Origin of the sequence: Anabaena subtropica FACHB-260 (assembly GCF_014697105.1) — a bacterium.
Lineage (GTDB): Bacteria > Cyanobacteriota > Cyanobacteriia > Cyanobacteriales > Nostocaceae > Trichormus > Trichormus subtropicus.
The window spans coordinates 134,839-153,405 of sequence record NZ_JACJRF010000005.1; the positions used below are offsets into that span (position 1 = coordinate 134,839).

The following is an 18,567-nucleotide window of genomic DNA, read 5'->3' on the forward strand; positions in this document are numbered from 1 at the left end:
GTATGCCAAAATTAAGGTGCAGAGAATAAGTCAAAAATGCTAAATGGTAATGAAGTATCTATGGCAGTATTGAGCTTAAATTATGCCTAAAAAAATTAGAGAACTCAAAAGCTTATTACTGCAAGCAGGGTTTAGCTGTCGTACTGGTAAGGGTAGCCACACTAATTGGTATCACCCTCTGCTTCCTGGTAGAGTCACCATATCAGGTAAAGATGGGAGTGATGCTAAAGCTTATCAGGAAAAAGATGTTAATAATGCCTTGCAAAGAATAGAAGATATTAAAAAGGCTCAAGAGGAAGAACAAAAATGAATTATCACTACACAATAATTATTCAATGGTCTGACGAGGATGGGTGTTTTGTTGTCAGCCTTCCTGAGTGGGGAGAATTTTGTCACACTCATGGAGATACTTATGAGGAAGCTCTTAAAAATGCTCAGGAGGTTTTAGAACTTTTGATTGAAACGACTTTAGAGGATGGCGAAATTCTACCAGAGCCTAAAAAGTTAGGTGCGTTAATTCAGGTTGCATAAGAATTGCCTACTGTATCATGGTATTAATGCTGCATTGTTCACCCTAAGTAACTCTGTGATTCTGTGGTTAAAAATCATTTATTAAACTATAGAGGCACAGAGAACACAGAGAAAATCAGGTTTTAGTAGTCATATAGACCGGGGTAAGAATGTCCATGATTTTTTCCTAGTCTCTTTCATTAAAAGGTATATGTGCATACAGACAGGAAAGGCTAAAACAAAATGAAGAATTTGGTTTTTTAAGTGCCAAAATTATAAGATGGTTATAGTGATTGGGAATACAGAAATTTAATTTACAGTCCTGTCTACTTGATATTCCGAGGTAGTTGAGTACAGCTTAATATATCGCAAAATATCTTCCTCAAATCGTATCAGAGTCTTACATATTAAGTTATTTGTAGCGAGTACAAAAATTCTGAACCCCTTGTTTAAAAATACTAGTCCCTTGTACTCAAAACACTAGTACCTATACCCCAAGAGAATTTTTAAGTTTAGTTAAGTTGCGGTTTGTAGCGGTTGAGTACAAGCTTAATTAATCCAATAAATCCAATCGGCATTTAATGTACTGTCTGCTTTGGAGCAATCTGATATAAGCAGAAAAATAGCACACGGCTCTTTAACCAGATAGTACTGATGCAACAGTCCTTAGACGGTATCGAGAATCCTCCGGATTCTACACATACATCCCTGCTGAAAAATCTATTCTCTGGCGTTTTTCTAGAGCCATTGTTGAGTGATTTTCTGATTATCTTTGAGCGCGATCCGGCGGCTCGTAATTGGTTGGAGGTGGTATTCTGCTACCCAGGATTTCACGCCATTTGTTTTTATCGTTTTGCCCATTGGTTACACTGTCGTGGGGTAGTTTTCTTCCCTCGTTTAATTTCTCATTTGGCTCGGTTTCTCACAGGAATTGAGATTCACCCAGGTGCAGTGATTGGTAAAGGTGTGTTTATCGACCACGGGATGGGCGTTGTCATTGGTGAAACGGCGATTGTGGGAGATTATGCCCTAATTTATCAAGGGGTGACTCTAGGGGGTACTGGGAAGGAAAGCGGTAAGCGTCATCCCACCGTTGGTAATCATGTGGTGGTGGGTTCTGGTGCAAAGGTTTTGGGAAATATTCAAGTTGGCGATCGCGTGCGTATTGGCGCTGGTTCGGTTGTTTTGCGTGATGTCCCTCACAATTGTACGGTTGTCGGCGTTCCTGGGCGGATTATTACCCACAAACCCAAGGCCGATGTCTCCCCTTTGGAACACGGAAAATTACCTGATATGGAAGCAGATGTCATTCGTTCTTTGCTGTTGCGGATTGAGCAATTGGAACAAAAACTGCAAACCCTGACAAATCCAACGAAGGAACAAGAACTGTTGACGAAAGATAAGTAATTATGTTACCACCTTGTAGTTCTCAAGTGTTGCAGATACCGTTGTGCGATCGCTGGCAAATTTATCACCGATTGCAAGAGTTGATGATCCCCTGTTCCTGTCATTCAGATGGTACATTGCGGGTGCAAATAAATAGTTGGCTGACTGCAATTTTAGTCCGTAGTACTGTGATGCAATTTCTAGGTTCCCGTCAAGAATTAATAGACTGGCTAGAGCGTTGTTGGTATTGCAACCATTACTAGCAAAAATTATAAGTCTTCTCAATCTATTCGGAAATATTTAATCAATAGAGACTCAGGCTTTAATTGTGATGCAACCATGATTTGTCTGAATACACATCAAAAGATTGTCCTGAAACTATTGATTATTGAAGAAGATAGTTTATCTAAGTTTTGTAGTTTTATTTTGTCGATATTTTTCTCAATTGGCTATTTGAATATATGATTATACAGACTAGTAGCAAAGATATGGAATTACTCAACTTTTTACATGATGAACTTGAGTTGACCGAGAAAGACATGGCTTTGGCCTTGAAACACCGCCAATCTGACAACGAGCCTTTACCAATGCTTCTCTGGCAGTATGGACTAGTAGATTTAGAACAGTTAGAACAAATTTTAGATTGGTTATATAAAGAGATATAGTAAATATTTTTCTGTGAAAAGTAATATATTTATCAATTCATATAGCTAAATAATAGTATTTTTCATATACATGAAAAGCTAAATATTCTTTAAACCATAGCTATTAATTTTATATGATTTTGAGTCCGTCAATATATGTAATCTCATAGATTAGCTATTATAAAGATTCGCATATTTTTTACAAAGTAATTATTAAAAGATACACGATTTTGGTTCTCTGCCATACAGATATATTGTTATTGTTTAGTTAATATTTAGAAATGATGAAGATGAATTATTAATTAAGAGAGTTCATAGCATTTACCATTCTTCCTTCAAGATGGGGAACGAAGATTTTTCATGACCAGGAATTACAGAAAGATTAACTCTCAACCCAAAAAGAATATTAAGAAAAATCCCTAAGAGGCAAATTTGAGATGAATAAAGTTCTCATTAATGACACTACATTACGTGATGGCGAACAAGCCGCAGGTGTTGCTTTTACCTTAGAAGAAAAAGTTGCGATCGCTAAATTTCTCGATACCATTGGCGTACCCGAATTAGAAGTGGGGATTCCGGCGATGGGTGAGGAAGAAATGCGTGCAATCTGTGCAATTTCTAACTTAGGTTTAAATGCTAATCTCTTGGCTTGGAATCGCGCTGTCATCTCAGATATCAAAGCTTCTATTGCTTGTGGAATGAAGCGAGTGCATATTGCAATCCCTGTTTCGGGTATTCAAATTGCAGCGAAATTTCACGGACAATGGCGGGTAAGTCTGCAAAGACTCAAAGATTGTATCAGCTTTGCAGTTGATCAAGGTCTTTGGGTGGCAGTCGGGGGGGAAGATTCCTCAAGAGCTGATGAAAACTTCCTCTTGGATGTTGCATTATATGCTCAAGAGTGGGGTGCATCTAGATTCCGCTTCTGCGATACCGTGGGAGTCCTCGATCCTTTCACCACTTACGGAAAAGTGAAGCTACTTGTTTCCGCTTTAGCCATTCCTGTAGAAGTTCATACCCACAATGATTTTGGCATGGCTACAGCTAACGCCTTAGCGGGAATTAAGGGTGGAGCCACATCTGTGAATACTACCGTCATTGGCTTGGGTGAAAGAGCCGGTAACGCCGCTTTAGAAGAAGTTGTCATGGCCATCAAACGCATCTATGGCGTAGATATGGGTATTGACACACCCCGTTTGTTGGAATTATCCCAAATGGTAGCAACCGCTTCCGGTGCGAATGTACCACCTTGGAAGGCGATCGTTGGTGAAAATACCTTTGCTCATGAATCAGGTATCCATGCACATGGTGTCATGCAAAATCCTGATACTTACGAACCGTTCGCACCTGAAGAAGTAGGCTGGGAACGCCGCTTAGTAGTTGGTAAACATTCTGGAAGACATTTAGTTTCCAACTTGTTAGAACAACACGGGATATTTTTGAACCCAGAAGAAACCCAGTCTGTGTTAGATGCAGTGCGCCAACAGTCAGTTAAGAAAAAACGCAGTTTGACTACAGAAGAACTGTTGAACTTGGTAAAAGAACAGAGGTATTCTCATGCAGCGCGATGAAAACGAGTTAGAGTCAGAACCCGTTTATGAAATTGGAGAAAAAGTCAGACTTCGTAAACAAATTAAGAACGATGGCACATTTCCTGGTAGAGACCTTGGGGAAATCTTAGCGAAAAAAGGAGAGATTGGCTACGTATCTAGTATAGGTACTTTTTTACAACGTTCCTATATTTATGCAGTGCATTTCTTGGAAAAAGGAATCATTGTTGGTTGTCGAGAAAAAGAACTAGAATCTGCCGAGGAAAACCATGAAAGTGATGTTACGAGTGAATGACGCTGGCAATTTAACAGTCTACGTTCCTAAAAAAGATTTAGAAGAAGTAGTTGTCAAACAAACAGATGGTGCTGAAGGAAAAATTCTGACTTTAGCCAACGGTTGGGAATTGGAATTTCGGGAAATACCAGATGTAGCTAATTTGCCCAAAACATTGGAAGCTAAAAAACTGGAATAAATAATTCGTGATTTTTTCAGCCACATGAAAATCTAGATTCCCGACTTCTTTGAGAAGTCGGGAATCTATAATTCAACCATGCTCGTAATTTTATTTTGAGTAACTAATAATGGGTGACAAATTTCTGACGTTATCAGAGTTTAATCTCGAAGGTAATTTTTTAGGTTTTGTTGGTAATAAACCTAAAAAAATCAAATATTTAAGTCTGGCAATTCCTTCTGGCGATGTGTTAGTTAAACTCCCGAAAAAATTGCGCGGTTCTTTGAGTTCTGCTTTAGAAATAGGTGAGCAAATTAATATTTACGGTATCTGTAAATTAAACAGATATAAAGGTACAATTAAACTCAAAGCTTATCAAGTAACAGCACTTGCTCCTACCCCAAATCAAAGTTTACCAGCACCATCCAGTGCGAAGATTATGGTGTGCCAAAAATCTGGTTGCGTCAAACGGGGTGGTAAAGGGTTGTTGTCAGAATTAGAAAAAACTTTGTGCGATCGCGGTTTACTCGACAAGGTGACAATAGAACAGACTGGTTGTCAAAAACGCTGTAGCAGCGCCCCTAACTGTGTTCTGATGTTAGGTAAGAAAAAATACAAGAAAATTCATCCAGAGGCGATCGCATCTCTGTTAGAAAATTACTTGACTGGTGATCATCCTTGCCATCCAGAAGCATAAACGGCTATTTTTTCGGAAATATCGCTAAATCCGTATCTGGGTCAAAAAAGTGAACTTTATCTGGTGTTAGTGATAACCAAAGTTGCTCACCCACACTGACAAGTCGGTCTGGTGGAACTCGCACTTGCAGAGACTTGGTTGCATCAGCAAATCGAGAATCAGTCTCGGCTAATTTGACAGTCACAAAAGAATCATTACCCAAGTTTTCCACTACATCTACTTGGACTGGCAAATTCTTAGTAGCTGGTACACTCACAGTGAAATGTTCTGGACGAATGCCTAAAATGATGGTTTGTCCATCATATTTTTGCAGCGCACTAGCCCAGATATCTGGAAGAGTAAAACGGAATTGAGAATGGGTAATTAATAACGGCGCGTGAAACACCACAGGGATAAAATTCATTGGTGGTGTACCAATAAATTCAGCCACAAATCGATTAGCGGGATGGTTGTATAGTTCTAGTGGCGAAGCTACCTGTTGAATCTGTCCTTGATTCATAATGGCGATGCGATCGCCCATTGTCATGGCTTCTGTTTGGTCGTGGGTGACGTAAATTGTGGTTGTTTCTAGTTGGCGTTGCAATTTGACAATTTGAGCGCGAGTTTCTGCTCTGAGTTTGGCATCTAGGTTAGAAAGCGGCTCATCCATTAAGAATACTTGGGGATTGCGAGCGATCGCTCTCCCTAATGCTACCCGTTGTCTTTGCCCCCCAGATAGTTGTTTGGGTAAGCGATGCAGCAAAGTTTCCATTTGTAACAATTGCGCCACAGACCGCACTTGTTCATCGACTTCTCGTTCTTTGTCGGAAATATAACGCAGTCCTTTAGGTAGCTTTCTTGTCGTACCTACTAGGAGATTTTCCGCCCAGGTGGGAAATTGAGAATGAGAATTTTCCCTATTCCCCAATTGTCGGCGGCGTAAACCAAAGGCGATATTGTCATACACCGTCATGTGGGGATAGAGGGCGTAATTTTGAAACACCATTGCAATATCCCGTTCCTTGGGTGGTAAGTCATTCACCAGGCGATCGCCTACCCAAATATTGCCGCCGGTCATCACTTCCAACCCCGCAATTAACCGCAGCAGGGTACTTTTACCGCAACCAGAAGGCCCCACCAGTACCATAAATTCCCCATCAGGAATCGTCAGGTTAATCCGTCGCAATACATTGACGGTTCCTGCTGGCTCTGTATCAATTTTCTTCCCAGATGGAGTTTGTGAGGTAACATTTTCCCCTCTACGGGGAGGGAAACTTTTGTAAACGTTTTCTAAAACAACTTGCGCCACAGTATTGCCACTAGTCAATAGTCATTAGTCAACAGTCATTAGTCAACGGTCAATGGTCAACGGTCAATGGTCAACAGTCCACATTAGCAAAACCTTGGGACTATTAACTTTTGACTATGGACTAATAACTAAGATGACGAAGGACATTTTAGCGTCTATGATACACATTCTCTATCGCTACGAAAAATTAAAAAAAATGTTTGCACCATCAAAAGCACACTACCCTTGATTTTAGGGCTGTCTGGAGGTGTTGTGATGACTACCGATTTACTAACTGATTCTGCCCATGAGATTGTAGACGTAAAAAATACAGATTGCTGCATTGTTGGGGGTGGCCCGGCTGGTGCTGTCTTAGCTTTACTCTTGGCGCGTCAAGGTGTTGCTGTAACCTTGCTGGAAGCGCATAAAGACTTTGACCGAGATTTCCGTGGGGATACGATTCATCCATCAGTAATGGAAATTATGGACGAATTGGGATTAAGCGATCGCTTGCTACAATTACCCCATGCCAAAATGCGACAAATTCGTATAAAAACGCCTGAAGATACGATCACTTTGGCTGACTTTAGTCACTTGAAAACCCGCTATCCCTACATCACAATGCTACCTCAGGTGAAATTCCTAGAGTTTATTACCCAAGAGGCGCAAAAATACCCAACATTTCAACTGGTGATGGGTGCAAATGTGCAGGAATTAATTGAAGAAAACGGAGTAATTCAAGGTGTACGCTATCGAGGTGGTGGAGGTTGGCACGAAATCAGGTCAATATTGACAGTGGGTGCTGATGGTCGTCACTCAAGGTTACGGCAATTAGGTGATTTTGCCACAACTGAAACCTCACCGCCAATGGATATTCTGTGGTTTCGCCTACCCCGTCAACCAGAAGATGGCGAGGGGGGAATGGGGCGTTTTGCTCCTGGTCATATTATCGCTATGCTTGACCGTGGTAATGAATGGCAAATGGCTTATGTGATTTCCAAGGGAGGCTATCAGCAGTTACGTTCTGCTGGCTTAGAAGCACTCAAAAAATCCATTGTGGAAGTTGTCCCAGAATTAGAAAATCGCATCCACAATTTACACGACTGGTCACAGGTAGCCTTTCTTTCAGTAGAATCTAACCTTGTCCGGCGCTGGTATCGTCCGGGGTTACTATTGATTGGTGATGCAGCTCATGTCATGTCACCAGTTGGCGGAGTGGGTATTAATTACGCAATTCAAGATGCTGTTGTAGCTGCTAATATCCTCACCAAACCACTACAAAATCACCACGTAGAACTTAGCGACTTAGCCAAAATCCAGCGTCGGCGAGAATTACCTACACGCATCATTCAAGCATTTCAAACCTTCATTCAAAAACGGGTGTTTGCCCCTGTCTTAGCATCCAATAGCACCTTTCAGCCTCCTGCTCTCTTACGCTTACCCATATTGCGCGACCTACCAGCCAGATTGATTGCTTTGGGTGTTTTTCCTGTTCATGTTCAGGCTTGAAAAACAAATCGTCACAAACATCTCAATTCTTTGTTTGTACTGAGGACTAAAGTCTACCCTGTAAGGGGTTTTCAGTGCGTTAGCCCTACGGCATAACACATCCCACTGGCGCGCCATTATGGAGTATAGATTGTCCCAACAAGTAGTTTCCATGTCAAAATTCAGATTAATCAAACATACTTGTAAATCTGATGATCGGTAAAATCCTCGATGGACGCTACGAAATTATTAGCAAACTAGGAGAGGGTGCTTTTGGTACTACTTACCTGGCTATTGATAAGAAGCTACCCGATAAAGACCAGTGTGTTGTCAAGCACTTCTCGCCTCAAACGATAAATCCCTATACTTTGCACCATGCTCGACGGCTATTTGAGACTGAAGCGAAAGTATTGAATCGCTTAGGTAATAATGATTGCATTCCTCGCTTGCTGGCACATTTTCAAGAAGACCAAAATTTTTATTTAGTTGAAGAATTTATTGCCGGGCATGACTTGAGTTATGAAATTAAACCCAACAACCCGTGGAGTCAGGAGGAAGTAATTGCCTTATTAAAGGATATTTTAGAGGTTTTGGGCGTTATTCATCAGCAGAATGTGATCCACCGCGATATTAAGCCATCAAATTTAATGCGTCGTCAACAGGATAATAGGGTTGTCCTCATCGATTTTGGAGCAGTTAAGCAGATCAGTTCTCAAATAGTCACTGCTGAGGGACAAATGGTACCGACCGTCATAATTGGCACACCTGGCTATATTCCCAGTGAACAAAGTCAAGGTCAGCCCAAGTTATGCAGTGATATCTATGCAGTCGGAATAATTGGTATCCAAGCTCTGACTGGTTTAAACCCTATGCAATTAGTCAGAGATAGTAGTACAGGTGAAATCATCTGGCGCAATCAAGCACAGGTTAGCCCACAGTTAGCAGACATTCTCGACAAAATGGTCAAGTATGACTTTCGACAGAGATATCAAGTAGTCCAGGAAATTTTGCCGGCCCTACAAAGTTTGACACCGACTAATCGTTTGACAAAGCCCATTTGGTTAAAGGCTGGTGTTGCATTGGGAATCATCACCGCAGCGATCGCCAGTATATTGTTTTTTATCTTAATACAACGAAATGACAATTTAGAAATTTATAATAACACCGTTTATGGTATCACCATCAAATATCCTCAACAGTGGGATAAAACTGTCACTCCAGACCGCATCACTGGCAATTTAGTTAAATTTATCTCACCAAAAGAAAATGAATCAGATACCTATTTAGAAAATATTAATTTAATTGTGCAAGATTTACCAGAAACGCGTAGAGAACTAGCAGACTTTACTAAATTTTATTTAAATGAAATTAAACAGTATCATCAAAATTCCCAAATCCTGCAAGAGGATAAAACACTGTTAGCCAATCAACCAGCTTATCAAGTTATTTATACTTTTGAAGGAGATGGAGTTAACATTAAACGCCTGCAAACTTGGATGATAAAAAACAATAAAGCATATATTATTACTTATACAGCAGATGCAGATAAATATGCAAAATATCTGGAAATTGTAAAAACGATGATTACTTCATTTGCCATTAAGTAATTTGCTTTTAACAAGAGTAGGAAGCAATGAAAAATTATTGATACAAGAAGATTCAAGTGGTTTCCGGATTTATGCACAAATAAATATTTACATTTTTTTCAGTAATAATAAGGTTGTTTTGTGGTAGATATATAATACAGATGCTTTCATCATATTTAGCGAGAACTACCCAAGATGAAAACCCAGTTATCTGTGCAAATCTTAACTGCCGGTCTAATTGCCTTGAGCAGTATTGCGGCGATCGCACCACCTAGTTTTGCTCAAGAAAAAACCTACTTTTGTGAGAGCGATAAAGGCGTTTGGACTACATTTGCCAAAAACTATAATAACCAAAAGATTCCTGTAATTCGCTGGGTTAGAGCTTTAGGAAACTATACTGCAAAAGCACGGTGTGAAGCTGTATCTAGCAGATTTCAGAGTGCCTATGAAACTGGCATTTTGAATTACCTCACCACTGGCATCTCTGGCAGACAACCGGTGATATGTGCTGCTAGTCAATACGGTGGCCCTTGTAGTCAATTATTATTTACACTCAAATCGCCACGAGATGCAAGTTCAGTACTACAAAATCTTGTAGAAATTGGTTATAAAGCTCGTGGCCCCATTCTTCAATCTGACGATGCTGCCGATCAAATATACATTGACATGAGTATGATCGTTAACCAAAGATCACCAGGAAATGGCAACTAATAGCAGTCTGTGTAAGTAGTGCATTGCCGATTAAGTCTGTCTCTTATAGATATTTGTAAGCGTTAAAAGCAACATGAAACAAAAATTTATTGATAACCGCTCATTGGCTCTGATTGCCTGGATGGGTACACTGTTGATGTTGCCTATACAAGCTGTTGATATGACAATTTTCTCCTCGAAAGTGTCTGCTCAACAGTCAAATCCTCAGCTATCTGAAGAACAACTTAAACGGCTAGCCCAATCTATAACTGTCAAGATTTTATCTGGAGAGAATACTGGCTCTGGTATTTTATTAAAGAAAAATAATCAAGTTTATACCATCATTACAAACCGCCATGTTTTAGAATCTGGAACTTCTACTAAAATCCAGACAAAAGATGGAAAAATTTACCCAGCCAATGTAGTTAAGGGAGTCAACTTTCAAGGTAAAGATTTAGCTTTATTGCAGTTTCGGACTAACGTCAATTATGATGTAGCTCCCCTCGGAAATCTAGCAACAGTAGCAGTAAATGAGCCAATATATGCAGCCGGATTTCCCAATGGAAATAAGTCGCCTCAATCTCAGGGATTTGTTTTTAAGACAGGACGAGTTTTGTTAGTACAAGAGCGAGCTTTTAAAGAAGGCTACCAGATAGGGTATAGCAATGAAATTGAAAAGGGTATGAGTGGAGGCCCTATCCTGAATCGTCGGGGGCAAGTAATTGGGATTAATGGTATCCATGCTTATCCCCTATGGGGCAACCCTTATGTATATGAAGATGGTTCTCGACCAACGGCAGCGCTACAAGATTTAATCAGCCGTTATAGTTGGGGAATTCCGATTCAGACTCTGGCTCGTTTAGCGCCAGAATATACTACTAAAGAATCCCAACCAGCATCTAATATAGCCTCAACACCCAGTCTTCCCCCCATCGCCAATGAAGTCAACAACATTGCTCAAGAAATCACAGTCCGCATAGATGTACCAACTTTACGTGAGTGTAGTGGTTCGGGGGTAATTGTTGGCAAACAGGGAAACACTTATAGCGTACTTACAGCAGAACACGTTGTGAGAGGATCAAGAAAATGCGATCGCTCCATCCTAGAAGTTATTACCCCAGATGGTAAGCCATATCAAGTCAGGGTAAATGATAAAAACCTCAAAACCTTGCCAGAGACAGATTTAGCAATATTGCAGTTTACCAGTAATCAAAACTACCGTGTAGCAACCCTAGCCAACTACGACATAGTTAAAGATCAAAACTACATTTTTGTTTCTGGGTGGTTAGGGCCACAACTTGGAGGGAAAGAAACACAGCGTCAGTTTACCGCCGGGAATGTGGCATCAAAACAACTAGCTTCTTTCTTGGCGAAGAACTCTTTGTCTTTAAGTTATGGTTATGGTTTAATCTATACCAACCTAACCTATAAAGGTATGAGTGGGGGTCCCATATTAGATATTCGTGGGCGCGTCATCGGTATTCATGGAAAAGCAGAACTGGAAGAAATTACCGATAAAGCTGGTCAACCTCGTTTAATCTCATTGGGTTTTAGTTGGGGTGTTCCCATTAGCAGTTTTGTGCGTTGGTCACAGTCGGTGGGGATGGCTTCTATATTAAAAGTAGAGAATAATCAACCACCGAAACTGACACCAGAAGAAACTAAATCAATTCTAGAAGCCTTATTCAAGGTAGAAAAACCGAAAGATAACGCTGATGCCATTGATTGGCTCAACTATGGCTGGGAACTAGCGCGAAACACCCCAGACAAGGCACTTGGTGAAAATCAAGCCAAAGAGGCATTTAAGGCTATTGACAAAGCAATTCAGCTAGAGCCTAACTTTTATCAAGCTTGGTATCTACGCGGTTTTGCAAAAATAGCTCGTCAGGAATCTTCAGAAGCTCTGAAGTCTTTTGATAAAGCTATACAGATTGAGCCAAAATTTGCTCCTGCTTGGCGCTTCCGTGGGCTAACACTTTTAGGCTTAGAAAAATACTCAGAAGCGTTACAATCCTTTGACCAATTAGCAAAATTAGACCCCGAAGATACTGGTATTCAAACATTTCGTAGCCTGATACTATTGCAAGCCAAGCGTTTCCCAGAAGCATTAGAAGTATCAAACCGAATTGTACAGAATAATCCTGGTTCTTGGGCTTACTTTGCTAGAGGTGCAGCACGTATTGCTACGGGGGACTTACAAGGAGCGATGACTGATTTAAACGAAGCAATTCGCTTGAATCCAGAATACATCGAAGATACGGCTTATGCACTGCGAGGACAACTCCGCGCTCAACAGGGAAACCTCAAAGGAGCGCTAGCTGACTTCAATGAAGCTGTGCGTTTTAACCCTGAAAATCATGAAAATTTTAAAAAACGCGCCGCAATTCGCTTTCAGCAAAAAGACTTCAAGGAAGCAATAGCAGATTTAAATGAAGCACTTCGTCTCAAACCGGGAGATGTGGAAGTGATTAGAGAGCGTGGTGCAATGCGGTTTCTACAACAAGACTACAAAGGAGCGTTAGCAGACTTCAACGAAGTTATTAGACTCAAACCTGACGATGCTCAAATTTTCAAACTGCGTGGTCAAGCCCACTTTCTACAGCAAGACTACAAAGCGGCTGTAGTAGATTTCAACGAAGTCCTGCGCCTGAAACCTGAAGACGCTGATGTTCTCAAACTCCGGGGACAAATTCGCTTCCTACAGCAAGAATACAAAGTGGCTGTAGCAGATTTGAGCGGAGCAATTAGACTCAAGCCGGAAGATACTGACGCTTACTACTACCGGGGACAAGCACGCGCTCAAATCAAAGATTTTCAAGGAGCAGTTGAAGATTACAACGAGATACTGGGTTCTCAAGAATTAGGTGGCATTGGCGTGCAAATAGAAATCAATGCCCAAAATAAAATTGCAACAGTTACTCAGGTATATGAAAATTCTCCGGCTCAAAAAGGAGGAATAAAAACAGGAGACCAGATATTAGCAGTTGATGGTCAATCTACAGCAAATATGAGTTTAGAACAGGTCATTAAACTGATTCGAGGTCAAGAAGGCACTAAAGTCGCTTTGCGAATTAATCGCTCTGGTAAAAATACCCTAAACACAAGCCTCACAAGATCACAAATTGTAGTTGACAACAAATTTGCTGATGTTTATTACCATCGGGGTCTTGCCCGTATTCAAGTGAAGGATAATCAAGGAGCGCGTCAGGACTTTCAAAAAGCCGCAGACCTCTATAAGCAGCAAGGTAAAGCAGATGATTATCAAAAAGTCATGGCAAAAATTAGAGAGCTTCAGTAGTAAGGGAACACCAAAAAATAAATTATTCCAAATTGACGGTTAGTAGGGTGCGTCAGTGCGAGAAAACTTAGCTGTACCAAGAAATTATTCATACTGACGCACCCAACCTACTTGGATATTTTTTATCTGGAAGTCTCTAAATTTCTACATGATGTGAAAAGTCAGAGTATTTTATCTACTAGTGAAGTGGTACAATTATACTACTCATGCAGAAATCAATGCTCGTTTTCATCAAGCGAGAGTGGCAAACAGCATCTTAAAAAATTCTGTTCAAAACTGTCGCTTGGTTTTTATGCTAAAACTGACTCCTAGAGACTATGTGATGAAGTAAACCTTAAGGTAGGGGAGGTAAAAAGCGGTGTAGATGTTCTTCCCGCTTTATTGCCGTTGTGTTATGGCTTTAACTTAACGCACCGCATTATTTAGCAGTGCGTTAGGCGCTTAAATTATCTTTTTCTTGGGCAATCATATGAAAATATGCGTCTAACACACCCTACAGAAATTTTGTTTTTACTTTATTAAGTAATATTTTATTAGAGAGTTTTTTTATTAGAGATAATTAATTCTAGAACTCCTAGAAAAAGCCAAATATTAAATATATAAGTATTGATTGGCACTACATCCAAAAATCTCTAATTTTTCACTGTTGGGAAGAAGGTTCATCAAGGGAAAATCCCACAACCGAACATAACAATCTTTCTTTCCTACTCCCTATTTTCCAGACAGTCAGGAGGATTTAATGAATAGCTGTGTTTTATTGGCGGAAATCATTCAAGAACCGCAACTGCGTTATACATCTGATAATTTAGCAATCACAGAAATGCTGGTGCAATTTCCCAATTCCCAAAAACCAGAGGAGCCACCAGCCACGTTAAAAGTTGTCGGCTGGGGGAATTTAGCTACAGAAATTCAGCAAAACTATCATCAAGGCGATCGCGTGATTATTGCCGGCCGTTTAGGGATGAATACCATTGAGCGTCCAGAAGGATTCAAGGAAAAACGTGCTGAATTAACAGTACAACAAATTCAATCAATTAGCGGTAACTTCACTTCATCACCATCAGTAGCAAGAACACCAGCCGTTACAGAAACCCCATCTCGTCCACCATCCCCGGCGGTGACTACCCCAAATGATGTTCCTAGCTACGAGTCGCCACGTCCAGCACCTACTCCAGTTAGTGTTACCCCCCAGGTAAATAATTATGAACCTGCACCCAAAACTACCTACCCACCAGTAGAAGAACCAGATCCAGACGATATTCCATTTTAAGGCGCTGGGCGTGTCAGTTGTCAGTGGTTGTTACGTATTTTTGCTATTGACCACTGACAAAACTTTACCCAAATTCCTTAATTACCCCAATTCTTCAAACTACTGCTAAAATCCAAATAATTTTTACTGAAGATTCATTATAAATTCCTATGAGAGAAACTATCCTAGATGTCCGCAATCTACAAGTGGAATTTTCCAGTGATGGCCATATTGTCAAAGCCGTTGATGGGATTTCTTTTCAGCTACATCGAGGAGACACTCTAGGTATAGTCGGTGAATCTGGGAGTGGTAAATCAGTCACTTCTTTGGCGGTGATGGGTTTGTTACAGCATCCTGGTAGAATTAGCGGTGGCGAAATCTTGTTTAGTCCGCAAGCAAACGCTAACCCCGTTAATTTATCAGCGTTATCTTCAGAAGAAATGCAACTATATCGGGGTGGCGACATCGCCATGATTTTCCAAGAACCGATGAGTTCACTAAACCCGGTTTATACCATTGGATTTCAACTAACCGAAGCCATCCTCCGCCATCAGAATGTCAGCGCCACTGAAGCAAACCGCATTGCGATCGCTGGTCTGCAAGAGGTTAAACTGTTACCTAGCGATGAGCAAATCAAACAGCAATACATCGAAACTTGGACGCAAACTAACCCCGACTCTGCACTGGATGAGTTTAAGTTAGCGCAGTTGGTGAAACAGCATAAAGAATCAATGCTGGAACGTTACCCCCACCAACTATCGGGGGGACAATTGCAACGGGTGATGATTGCAATGGCGATTTCCTGTAACCCCTTGCTATTAATTGCCGATGAACCGACTACGGCTTTAGATGTTACTGTCCAAGCTACAATTATTGAACTGTTGCGAGAATTGCAACAAAGCCGTGAAATGGCGTTAATTTTTATCACCCACGACTTGGGGCTAATTTCGGAAATTGCCGACCAAGTAGCAGTAATGTATAAGGGTAAAGTTGTCGAATATGGTGCATCTGAGCAAATTTTTAGTAGTCCCCAACATCCATATACTAAAGGTTTGGTAGCTTGTCGCCCCACCCTTAACCGTCGTCCCCACAAATTACTCACCGTTTCTGACTACATGAGTGTGGAAGAAACACCAAGCGGACAATTAATTATTCAAGAGAAAGAACCCTCACACCCATCAGAAATTACCTCTGAAGAAATATCCGCCAGACTGAAAAACCTGGAAGAGAAGAAACCTTTATTACAAATCCGTAACTTGAAAGTAGGTTTTCCCGTGAAGGGTTGGTTTGGTGGGACAAAACGCTATCAAATGGCGGTTAATGATGTTTCCTTTGATGTCAAACCAGGGGAAACATTAGGTTTAGTGGGGGAATCTGGTTGCGGTAAAACCACCTTGGGAAGAACTTTGTTACGGTTAATTGAACCAATGAGTGGTCAAATTATCTTTGATGGACAAGATATTACCACTCTCAAAGGCGAACCGTTGCAAAAACTGCGGCGGGAAATGCAAATAGTTTTTCAAAATCCTTTTAGTTCCCTTGATCCCCGGATGAAGGTTGGGGATGCGGTGATGGAACCGTTATTAATTCATTCTGTAGGTAAGACATCAAAACAACGGCGAGAAAGGGTGGTGGAACTTTTAGAACGGGTGGGTTTGAGTGCAGATGCAATGAGTCGTTATCCGCATCAATTTTCTGGTGGTCAACGTCAACGGGTTTGTATTGCCCGTTCCTTGGCATTAAACCCCAAGTTTATCATTTGTGATGAGTCGGTTTCCGCCTTGGATGTATCAGTACAAGCCCAAGTATTGAATCTTCTCAAAGAATTACAAGATGATTTTCAGTTAACTTATATATTTATTTCCCATGACTTAAGCGTGGTGAAATTTATGAGCGATCGCATTTTGGTGATGAATCGTGGTCAAATAGTCGAACAAGGGACAGCAGAAAGCATCTACCGCGAACCTAAGGAAGTATACACCCAAAAATTAATCGCCTCTATTCCCACCGGTAGTCCTGAAAGAGTCCGCAGTCATCACCTGAGAACTTCTTAACCAAAAATATATTGTTAAAATTTATAAGATTGATAAGAAAATCTTTTAATATTTAACATGACCACTGCTTTAATTACGGGTGCGTCTGGTGGTATCGGTAAAGCCTTTGCCCAAGAACTAGCCGCACGTCAGACAAATCTTGTACTGGTGGCGCGTTCTGAGAAAAAACTTGAGCAACTGGCGCAAGAATTACAACAGCAACATAACATCCAAGTAGATATTATCCCTAAAGACTTAACCCAAACAGATGCGGTGGCTGATGTATTTGATTTCACCAAAAGTAAAGCATTGACAATTGACTTACTGATTAACAATGCTGGATTTGGCGATTATGGTGACTTTGCCCAAAGCGATCGCCAAAGACAAATTAAAATTATTCAGTTAAACGTTTTAGCATTAGTAGATTTAACCCATAGGTTTTTACCACTGATGCGTCAACGTCGTTCGGGAAGCATTATTAACGTCGCTTCCATCGCCGGCTTTCAACCCATACCCTATCTTTCAGTTTATGCAGCTAGTAAGGCTTTTATCGTCAGTTTTAGCGAAGCCTTGTGGGCAGAAAATCGCCAATATGGTGTTCGTGTTTTAGTTACTTGTCCGGGACCAACGGAAACTGACTTTTTTACAGAGGCTAATTTTCCCCAAGCTTTAGCAGAAACTACAAATAAGGTGATGAGTTCTGAAGAAGTCGTACAGAAATCACTCCAAGCTTTGGAAAATTGGCAGCCAACGGTTATTATAAGTGATACTACTACTCAACTGAGAAGTACAGTAGCTCGATTAGTACCACGAAAAACCTTACTCCATTTTTTGGCTAAACATTTTAAAGCCTAACTGTCATACCAATTCGCAATAGCCTTGCCGCAGGAAGACAGCGAATTGCGAATTGGTATTACATATATCGTGTTAACTGGACGCGGTAACGTTCTTTTTTCGTTACCATAATTTCTCCAACCTCTAAACGTCCTTTACCGCGAATAGCGATTAAGTCACCCGATTTTAACTGTGAACTGGCTTGAGTGACTTCTTTCCAATTGACACGGACATCACCAGAGTCAATGAAGTCTACCATCTTACTACGAGACATCCCAAAACCAGCAGAGGCGATCGCATCTAACCTTAAAGAAGCTTCCACCGTAGTTAATTCTTTCTTCTTCGGTTCCCGTACTTTTAACTCAGTCAACTCAATGGGTTGAGTTTTTACCGGCACAGAACGCACCTGATTGAGGTGTACTTGCAAAAACTCTGCCAACTCTGGAACGACAATTGCTTGCGCCCCCCGTTCACCCAGAACGATAATATCCCCAGTTTTCTCCCTGACAATCCCCGTTCCCAGCATTGCGCCTAAAAAGTCGCGGTGAGTTGCTGAATCAAAGAGAAAATTACCAGCGATTTCTAGCACCACCAGGCTAACTTGAGATTGATCTAATGGTAAATCAGCACGAGCGATCGCTAATCGTTGCCGTTCTGCTTGCGGATATCCACCCCAAGCCACTAACTGCACTTCTGTTAGTCGATTAAATACCCTTTGAATTTCTGCTAATTCTGGGGGAGACAAAAAATCTGTCAAAACCACTTCCCAAGTCTTAATCGCTTGTTCGGCTTGATCAATTACCCGCACTACAGTATCTCGATTCTCAACACCCTTTAATAATTCTTCTCGTGGCAACATTGTTAAATAGTCAGTTGTCAGTTG

At 40.9% G+C, this 18,567-nt stretch carries 18 protein-coding genes; 16 read left to right on the forward strand and 2 right to left on the reverse strand.

The annotated features are described in order from the left end of the window. Window positions 1–82 precede the first annotated feature (82 nt). The 9 genes from H6G18_RS04710 to H6G18_RS04750 all read left to right on the forward strand — a co-directional run bounded on the left by H6G18_RS04710 (window position 83) and on the right by H6G18_RS04750 (window position 5,239). The gene (locus H6G18_RS04710) at window positions 83–310 is read left to right on the forward strand and encodes a type II toxin-antitoxin system HicA family toxin (RefSeq protein ID WP_190405927.1); all 228 of its coding nucleotides are present in this window, start codon (window positions 83–85) and stop codon (window positions 308–310) included. Continuing rightward, window positions 307–531 (forward strand): type II toxin-antitoxin system HicB family antitoxin, encoded by a 225-nt coding sequence (locus tag H6G18_RS04715; RefSeq protein WP_190405928.1) that lies wholly within the window; start codon window positions 307–309, stop codon window positions 529–531. The genes H6G18_RS04710 and H6G18_RS04715 overlap by 4 nt, the downstream gene beginning before the upstream one ends. 633 nt (window positions 532–1,164) lie before the next feature. Then, entirely contained in the window at window positions 1,165–1,917 is a 753-nt protein-coding gene (gene cysE, locus H6G18_RS04720) for a serine O-acetyltransferase (RefSeq protein WP_190405929.1), read from the forward strand. Between the two features lie 2 nt (window positions 1,918–1,919). After that, window positions 1,920–2,159, forward strand: a complete 240-nt coding sequence (locus tag H6G18_RS04725) for an Asr1405/Asl0597 family protein (protein WP_190405930.1) — start codon at window positions 1,920–1,922, stop codon at window positions 2,157–2,159. A gap of 198 nt (window positions 2,160–2,357) precedes the next feature. Beyond that, a complete protein-coding gene (locus H6G18_RS04730; RefSeq protein ID WP_190405931.1) occupies window positions 2,358–2,561 on the forward strand; it encodes a DUF2949 domain-containing protein in 204 nt (67 codons plus the stop codon). A gap of 416 nt (window positions 2,562–2,977) precedes the next feature. Beyond that, window positions 2,978–4,111 (forward strand): homocitrate synthase, encoded by a 1,134-nt coding sequence (gene nifV, locus H6G18_RS04735; protein WP_190405932.1) that lies wholly within the window; start codon window positions 2,978–2,980, stop codon window positions 4,109–4,111. After that, window positions 4,098–4,385 (forward strand): nitrogen fixation protein NifZ, encoded by a 288-nt coding sequence (locus H6G18_RS04740; RefSeq protein ID WP_190405933.1) that lies wholly within the window; start codon window positions 4,098–4,100, stop codon window positions 4,383–4,385. Before nifV ends, H6G18_RS04740 begins: the two co-directional genes overlap by 14 nt. Continuing rightward, window positions 4,360–4,563 carry a putative nitrogen fixation protein NifT gene (gene nifT, locus H6G18_RS04745; protein ID WP_190405934.1) on the forward strand — a complete coding sequence of 68 codons (204 nt, stop codon included), beginning with the start codon at window positions 4,360–4,362 and terminating at the stop codon, window positions 4,561–4,563. Before H6G18_RS04740 ends, nifT begins: the two co-directional genes overlap by 26 nt. A 109-nt stretch (window positions 4,564–4,672) precedes the next feature. Beyond that, complete coding sequence (locus H6G18_RS04750) at window positions 4,673–5,239, forward strand: (2Fe-2S) ferredoxin domain-containing protein (protein ID WP_190405935.1); 567 nt, start codon at window positions 4,673–4,675, stop codon at window positions 5,237–5,239. A 4-nt stretch (window positions 5,240–5,243) separates the two neighbouring features. Here H6G18_RS04750 and H6G18_RS04755 read toward each other — a convergent pair whose 3' ends face one another. Further along, window positions 5,244–6,527, reverse strand: a complete 1,284-nt coding sequence (locus H6G18_RS04755) for an ABC transporter ATP-binding protein (RefSeq protein WP_190405936.1) — start codon at window positions 6,525–6,527, stop codon at window positions 5,244–5,246. Window positions 6,528–6,782: 255 nt separating this feature from the next. On the opposite strand from H6G18_RS04755, the gene H6G18_RS04760 reads away from it, so the two are divergent. From H6G18_RS04760 to H6G18_RS04790, 7 genes are all read left to right on the forward strand, one after another. Beyond that, window positions 6,783–8,015: an FAD-dependent oxidoreductase gene (locus H6G18_RS04760; RefSeq protein ID WP_190405937.1), complete on the forward strand. Its 1,233-nt coding sequence runs from the start codon at window positions 6,783–6,785 to the stop codon at window positions 8,013–8,015. A 191-nt stretch (window positions 8,016–8,206) separates the two neighbouring features. Further along, the gene (locus H6G18_RS04765; RefSeq protein WP_190405938.1) at window positions 8,207–9,601 is read left to right on the forward strand and encodes a serine/threonine-protein kinase; all 1,395 of its coding nucleotides are present in this window, start codon (window positions 8,207–8,209) and stop codon (window positions 9,599–9,601) included. A gap of 174 nt (window positions 9,602–9,775) precedes the next feature. Next, window positions 9,776–10,291: a COP23 domain-containing protein gene (locus tag H6G18_RS04770; protein ID WP_190405939.1), complete on the forward strand. Its 516-nt coding sequence runs from the start codon at window positions 9,776–9,778 to the stop codon at window positions 10,289–10,291. 73 nt (window positions 10,292–10,364) lie between these two features. Further along, on the forward strand, window positions 10,365–13,568 hold the full coding sequence (locus H6G18_RS04775; protein WP_190405940.1) for a serine protease: 3,204 nt from the start codon (window positions 10,365–10,367) through the stop codon (window positions 13,566–13,568). A 739-nt stretch (window positions 13,569–14,307) separates the two neighbouring features. Then, window positions 14,308–14,838 carry a single-stranded DNA-binding protein gene (locus H6G18_RS04780; protein WP_190405941.1) on the forward strand — a complete coding sequence of 177 codons (531 nt, stop codon included), beginning with the start codon at window positions 14,308–14,310 and terminating at the stop codon, window positions 14,836–14,838. A gap of 149 nt (window positions 14,839–14,987) precedes the next feature. Then, the gene (locus tag H6G18_RS04785) at window positions 14,988–16,871 is read left to right on the forward strand and encodes an ABC transporter ATP-binding protein (RefSeq protein WP_190405942.1); all 1,884 of its coding nucleotides are present in this window, start codon (window positions 14,988–14,990) and stop codon (window positions 16,869–16,871) included. A gap of 57 nt (window positions 16,872–16,928) precedes the next feature. Further along, complete coding sequence (locus H6G18_RS04790) at window positions 16,929–17,705, forward strand: SDR family NAD(P)-dependent oxidoreductase (protein ID WP_190405943.1); 777 nt, start codon at window positions 16,929–16,931, stop codon at window positions 17,703–17,705. A 58-nt stretch (window positions 17,706–17,763) separates the two neighbouring features. Here H6G18_RS04790 and H6G18_RS04795 read toward each other — a convergent pair whose 3' ends face one another. Further along, window positions 17,764–18,543: a photosystem II S4 domain protein gene (locus H6G18_RS04795; RefSeq protein ID WP_190405944.1), complete on the reverse strand. Its 780-nt coding sequence runs from the start codon at window positions 18,541–18,543 to the stop codon at window positions 17,764–17,766. Window positions 18,544–18,567 lie beyond the last annotated feature (24 nt).

Bases quoted from the DNA above. Each gene is read 5' to 3' on its own strand.
- H6G18_RS04780 (WP_190405941.1), top strand. From the start codon at position 14,308: ATGAATAGCTGTGTTTTATTGGCGGAAATCATTCAAGAACCGCAACTG.
- H6G18_RS04770 (WP_190405939.1), top strand. From the start codon at position 9,776: ATGAAAACCCAGTTATCTGTGCAAATCTTAACTGCCGGTCTAATTGCC.
- H6G18_RS04795 (WP_190405944.1), bottom strand. From the start codon at position 18,543: ATGTTGCCACGAGAAGAATTATTAAAGGGTGTTGAGAATCGAGATACT.
- nifV (WP_190405932.1), top strand. From the start codon at position 2,978: ATGAATAAAGTTCTCATTAATGACACTACATTACGTGATGGCGAACAA.
- H6G18_RS04710 (WP_190405927.1), top strand. From the start codon at position 83: ATGCCTAAAAAAATTAGAGAACTCAAAAGCTTATTACTGCAAGCAGGG.
- H6G18_RS04740 (WP_190405933.1), top strand. From the start codon at position 4,098: ATGCAGCGCGATGAAAACGAGTTAGAGTCAGAACCCGTTTATGAAATT.
- H6G18_RS04790 (WP_190405943.1), top strand. From the start codon at position 16,929: ATGACCACTGCTTTAATTACGGGTGCGTCTGGTGGTATCGGTAAAGCC.
- H6G18_RS04775 (WP_190405940.1), top strand. From the start codon at position 10,365: ATGAAACAAAAATTTATTGATAACCGCTCATTGGCTCTGATTGCCTGG.
- H6G18_RS04760 (WP_190405937.1), top strand. From the start codon at position 6,783: ATGACTACCGATTTACTAACTGATTCTGCCCATGAGATTGTAGACGTA.
- H6G18_RS04730 (WP_190405931.1), top strand. From the start codon at position 2,358: ATGATTATACAGACTAGTAGCAAAGATATGGAATTACTCAACTTTTTA.
- H6G18_RS04765 (WP_190405938.1), top strand. From the start codon at position 8,207: ATGATCGGTAAAATCCTCGATGGACGCTACGAAATTATTAGCAAACTA.
- H6G18_RS04725 (WP_190405930.1), top strand. From the start codon at position 1,920: ATGTTACCACCTTGTAGTTCTCAAGTGTTGCAGATACCGTTGTGCGAT.
- H6G18_RS04715 (WP_190405928.1), top strand. From the start codon at position 307: ATGAATTATCACTACACAATAATTATTCAATGGTCTGACGAGGATGGG.
- nifT (WP_190405934.1), top strand. From the start codon at position 4,360: ATGAAAGTGATGTTACGAGTGAATGACGCTGGCAATTTAACAGTCTAC.
- H6G18_RS04750 (WP_190405935.1), top strand. From the start codon at position 4,673: ATGGGTGACAAATTTCTGACGTTATCAGAGTTTAATCTCGAAGGTAAT.
- H6G18_RS04785 (WP_190405942.1), top strand. From the start codon at position 14,988: ATGAGAGAAACTATCCTAGATGTCCGCAATCTACAAGTGGAATTTTCC.
- cysE (WP_190405929.1), top strand. From the start codon at position 1,165: ATGCAACAGTCCTTAGACGGTATCGAGAATCCTCCGGATTCTACACAT.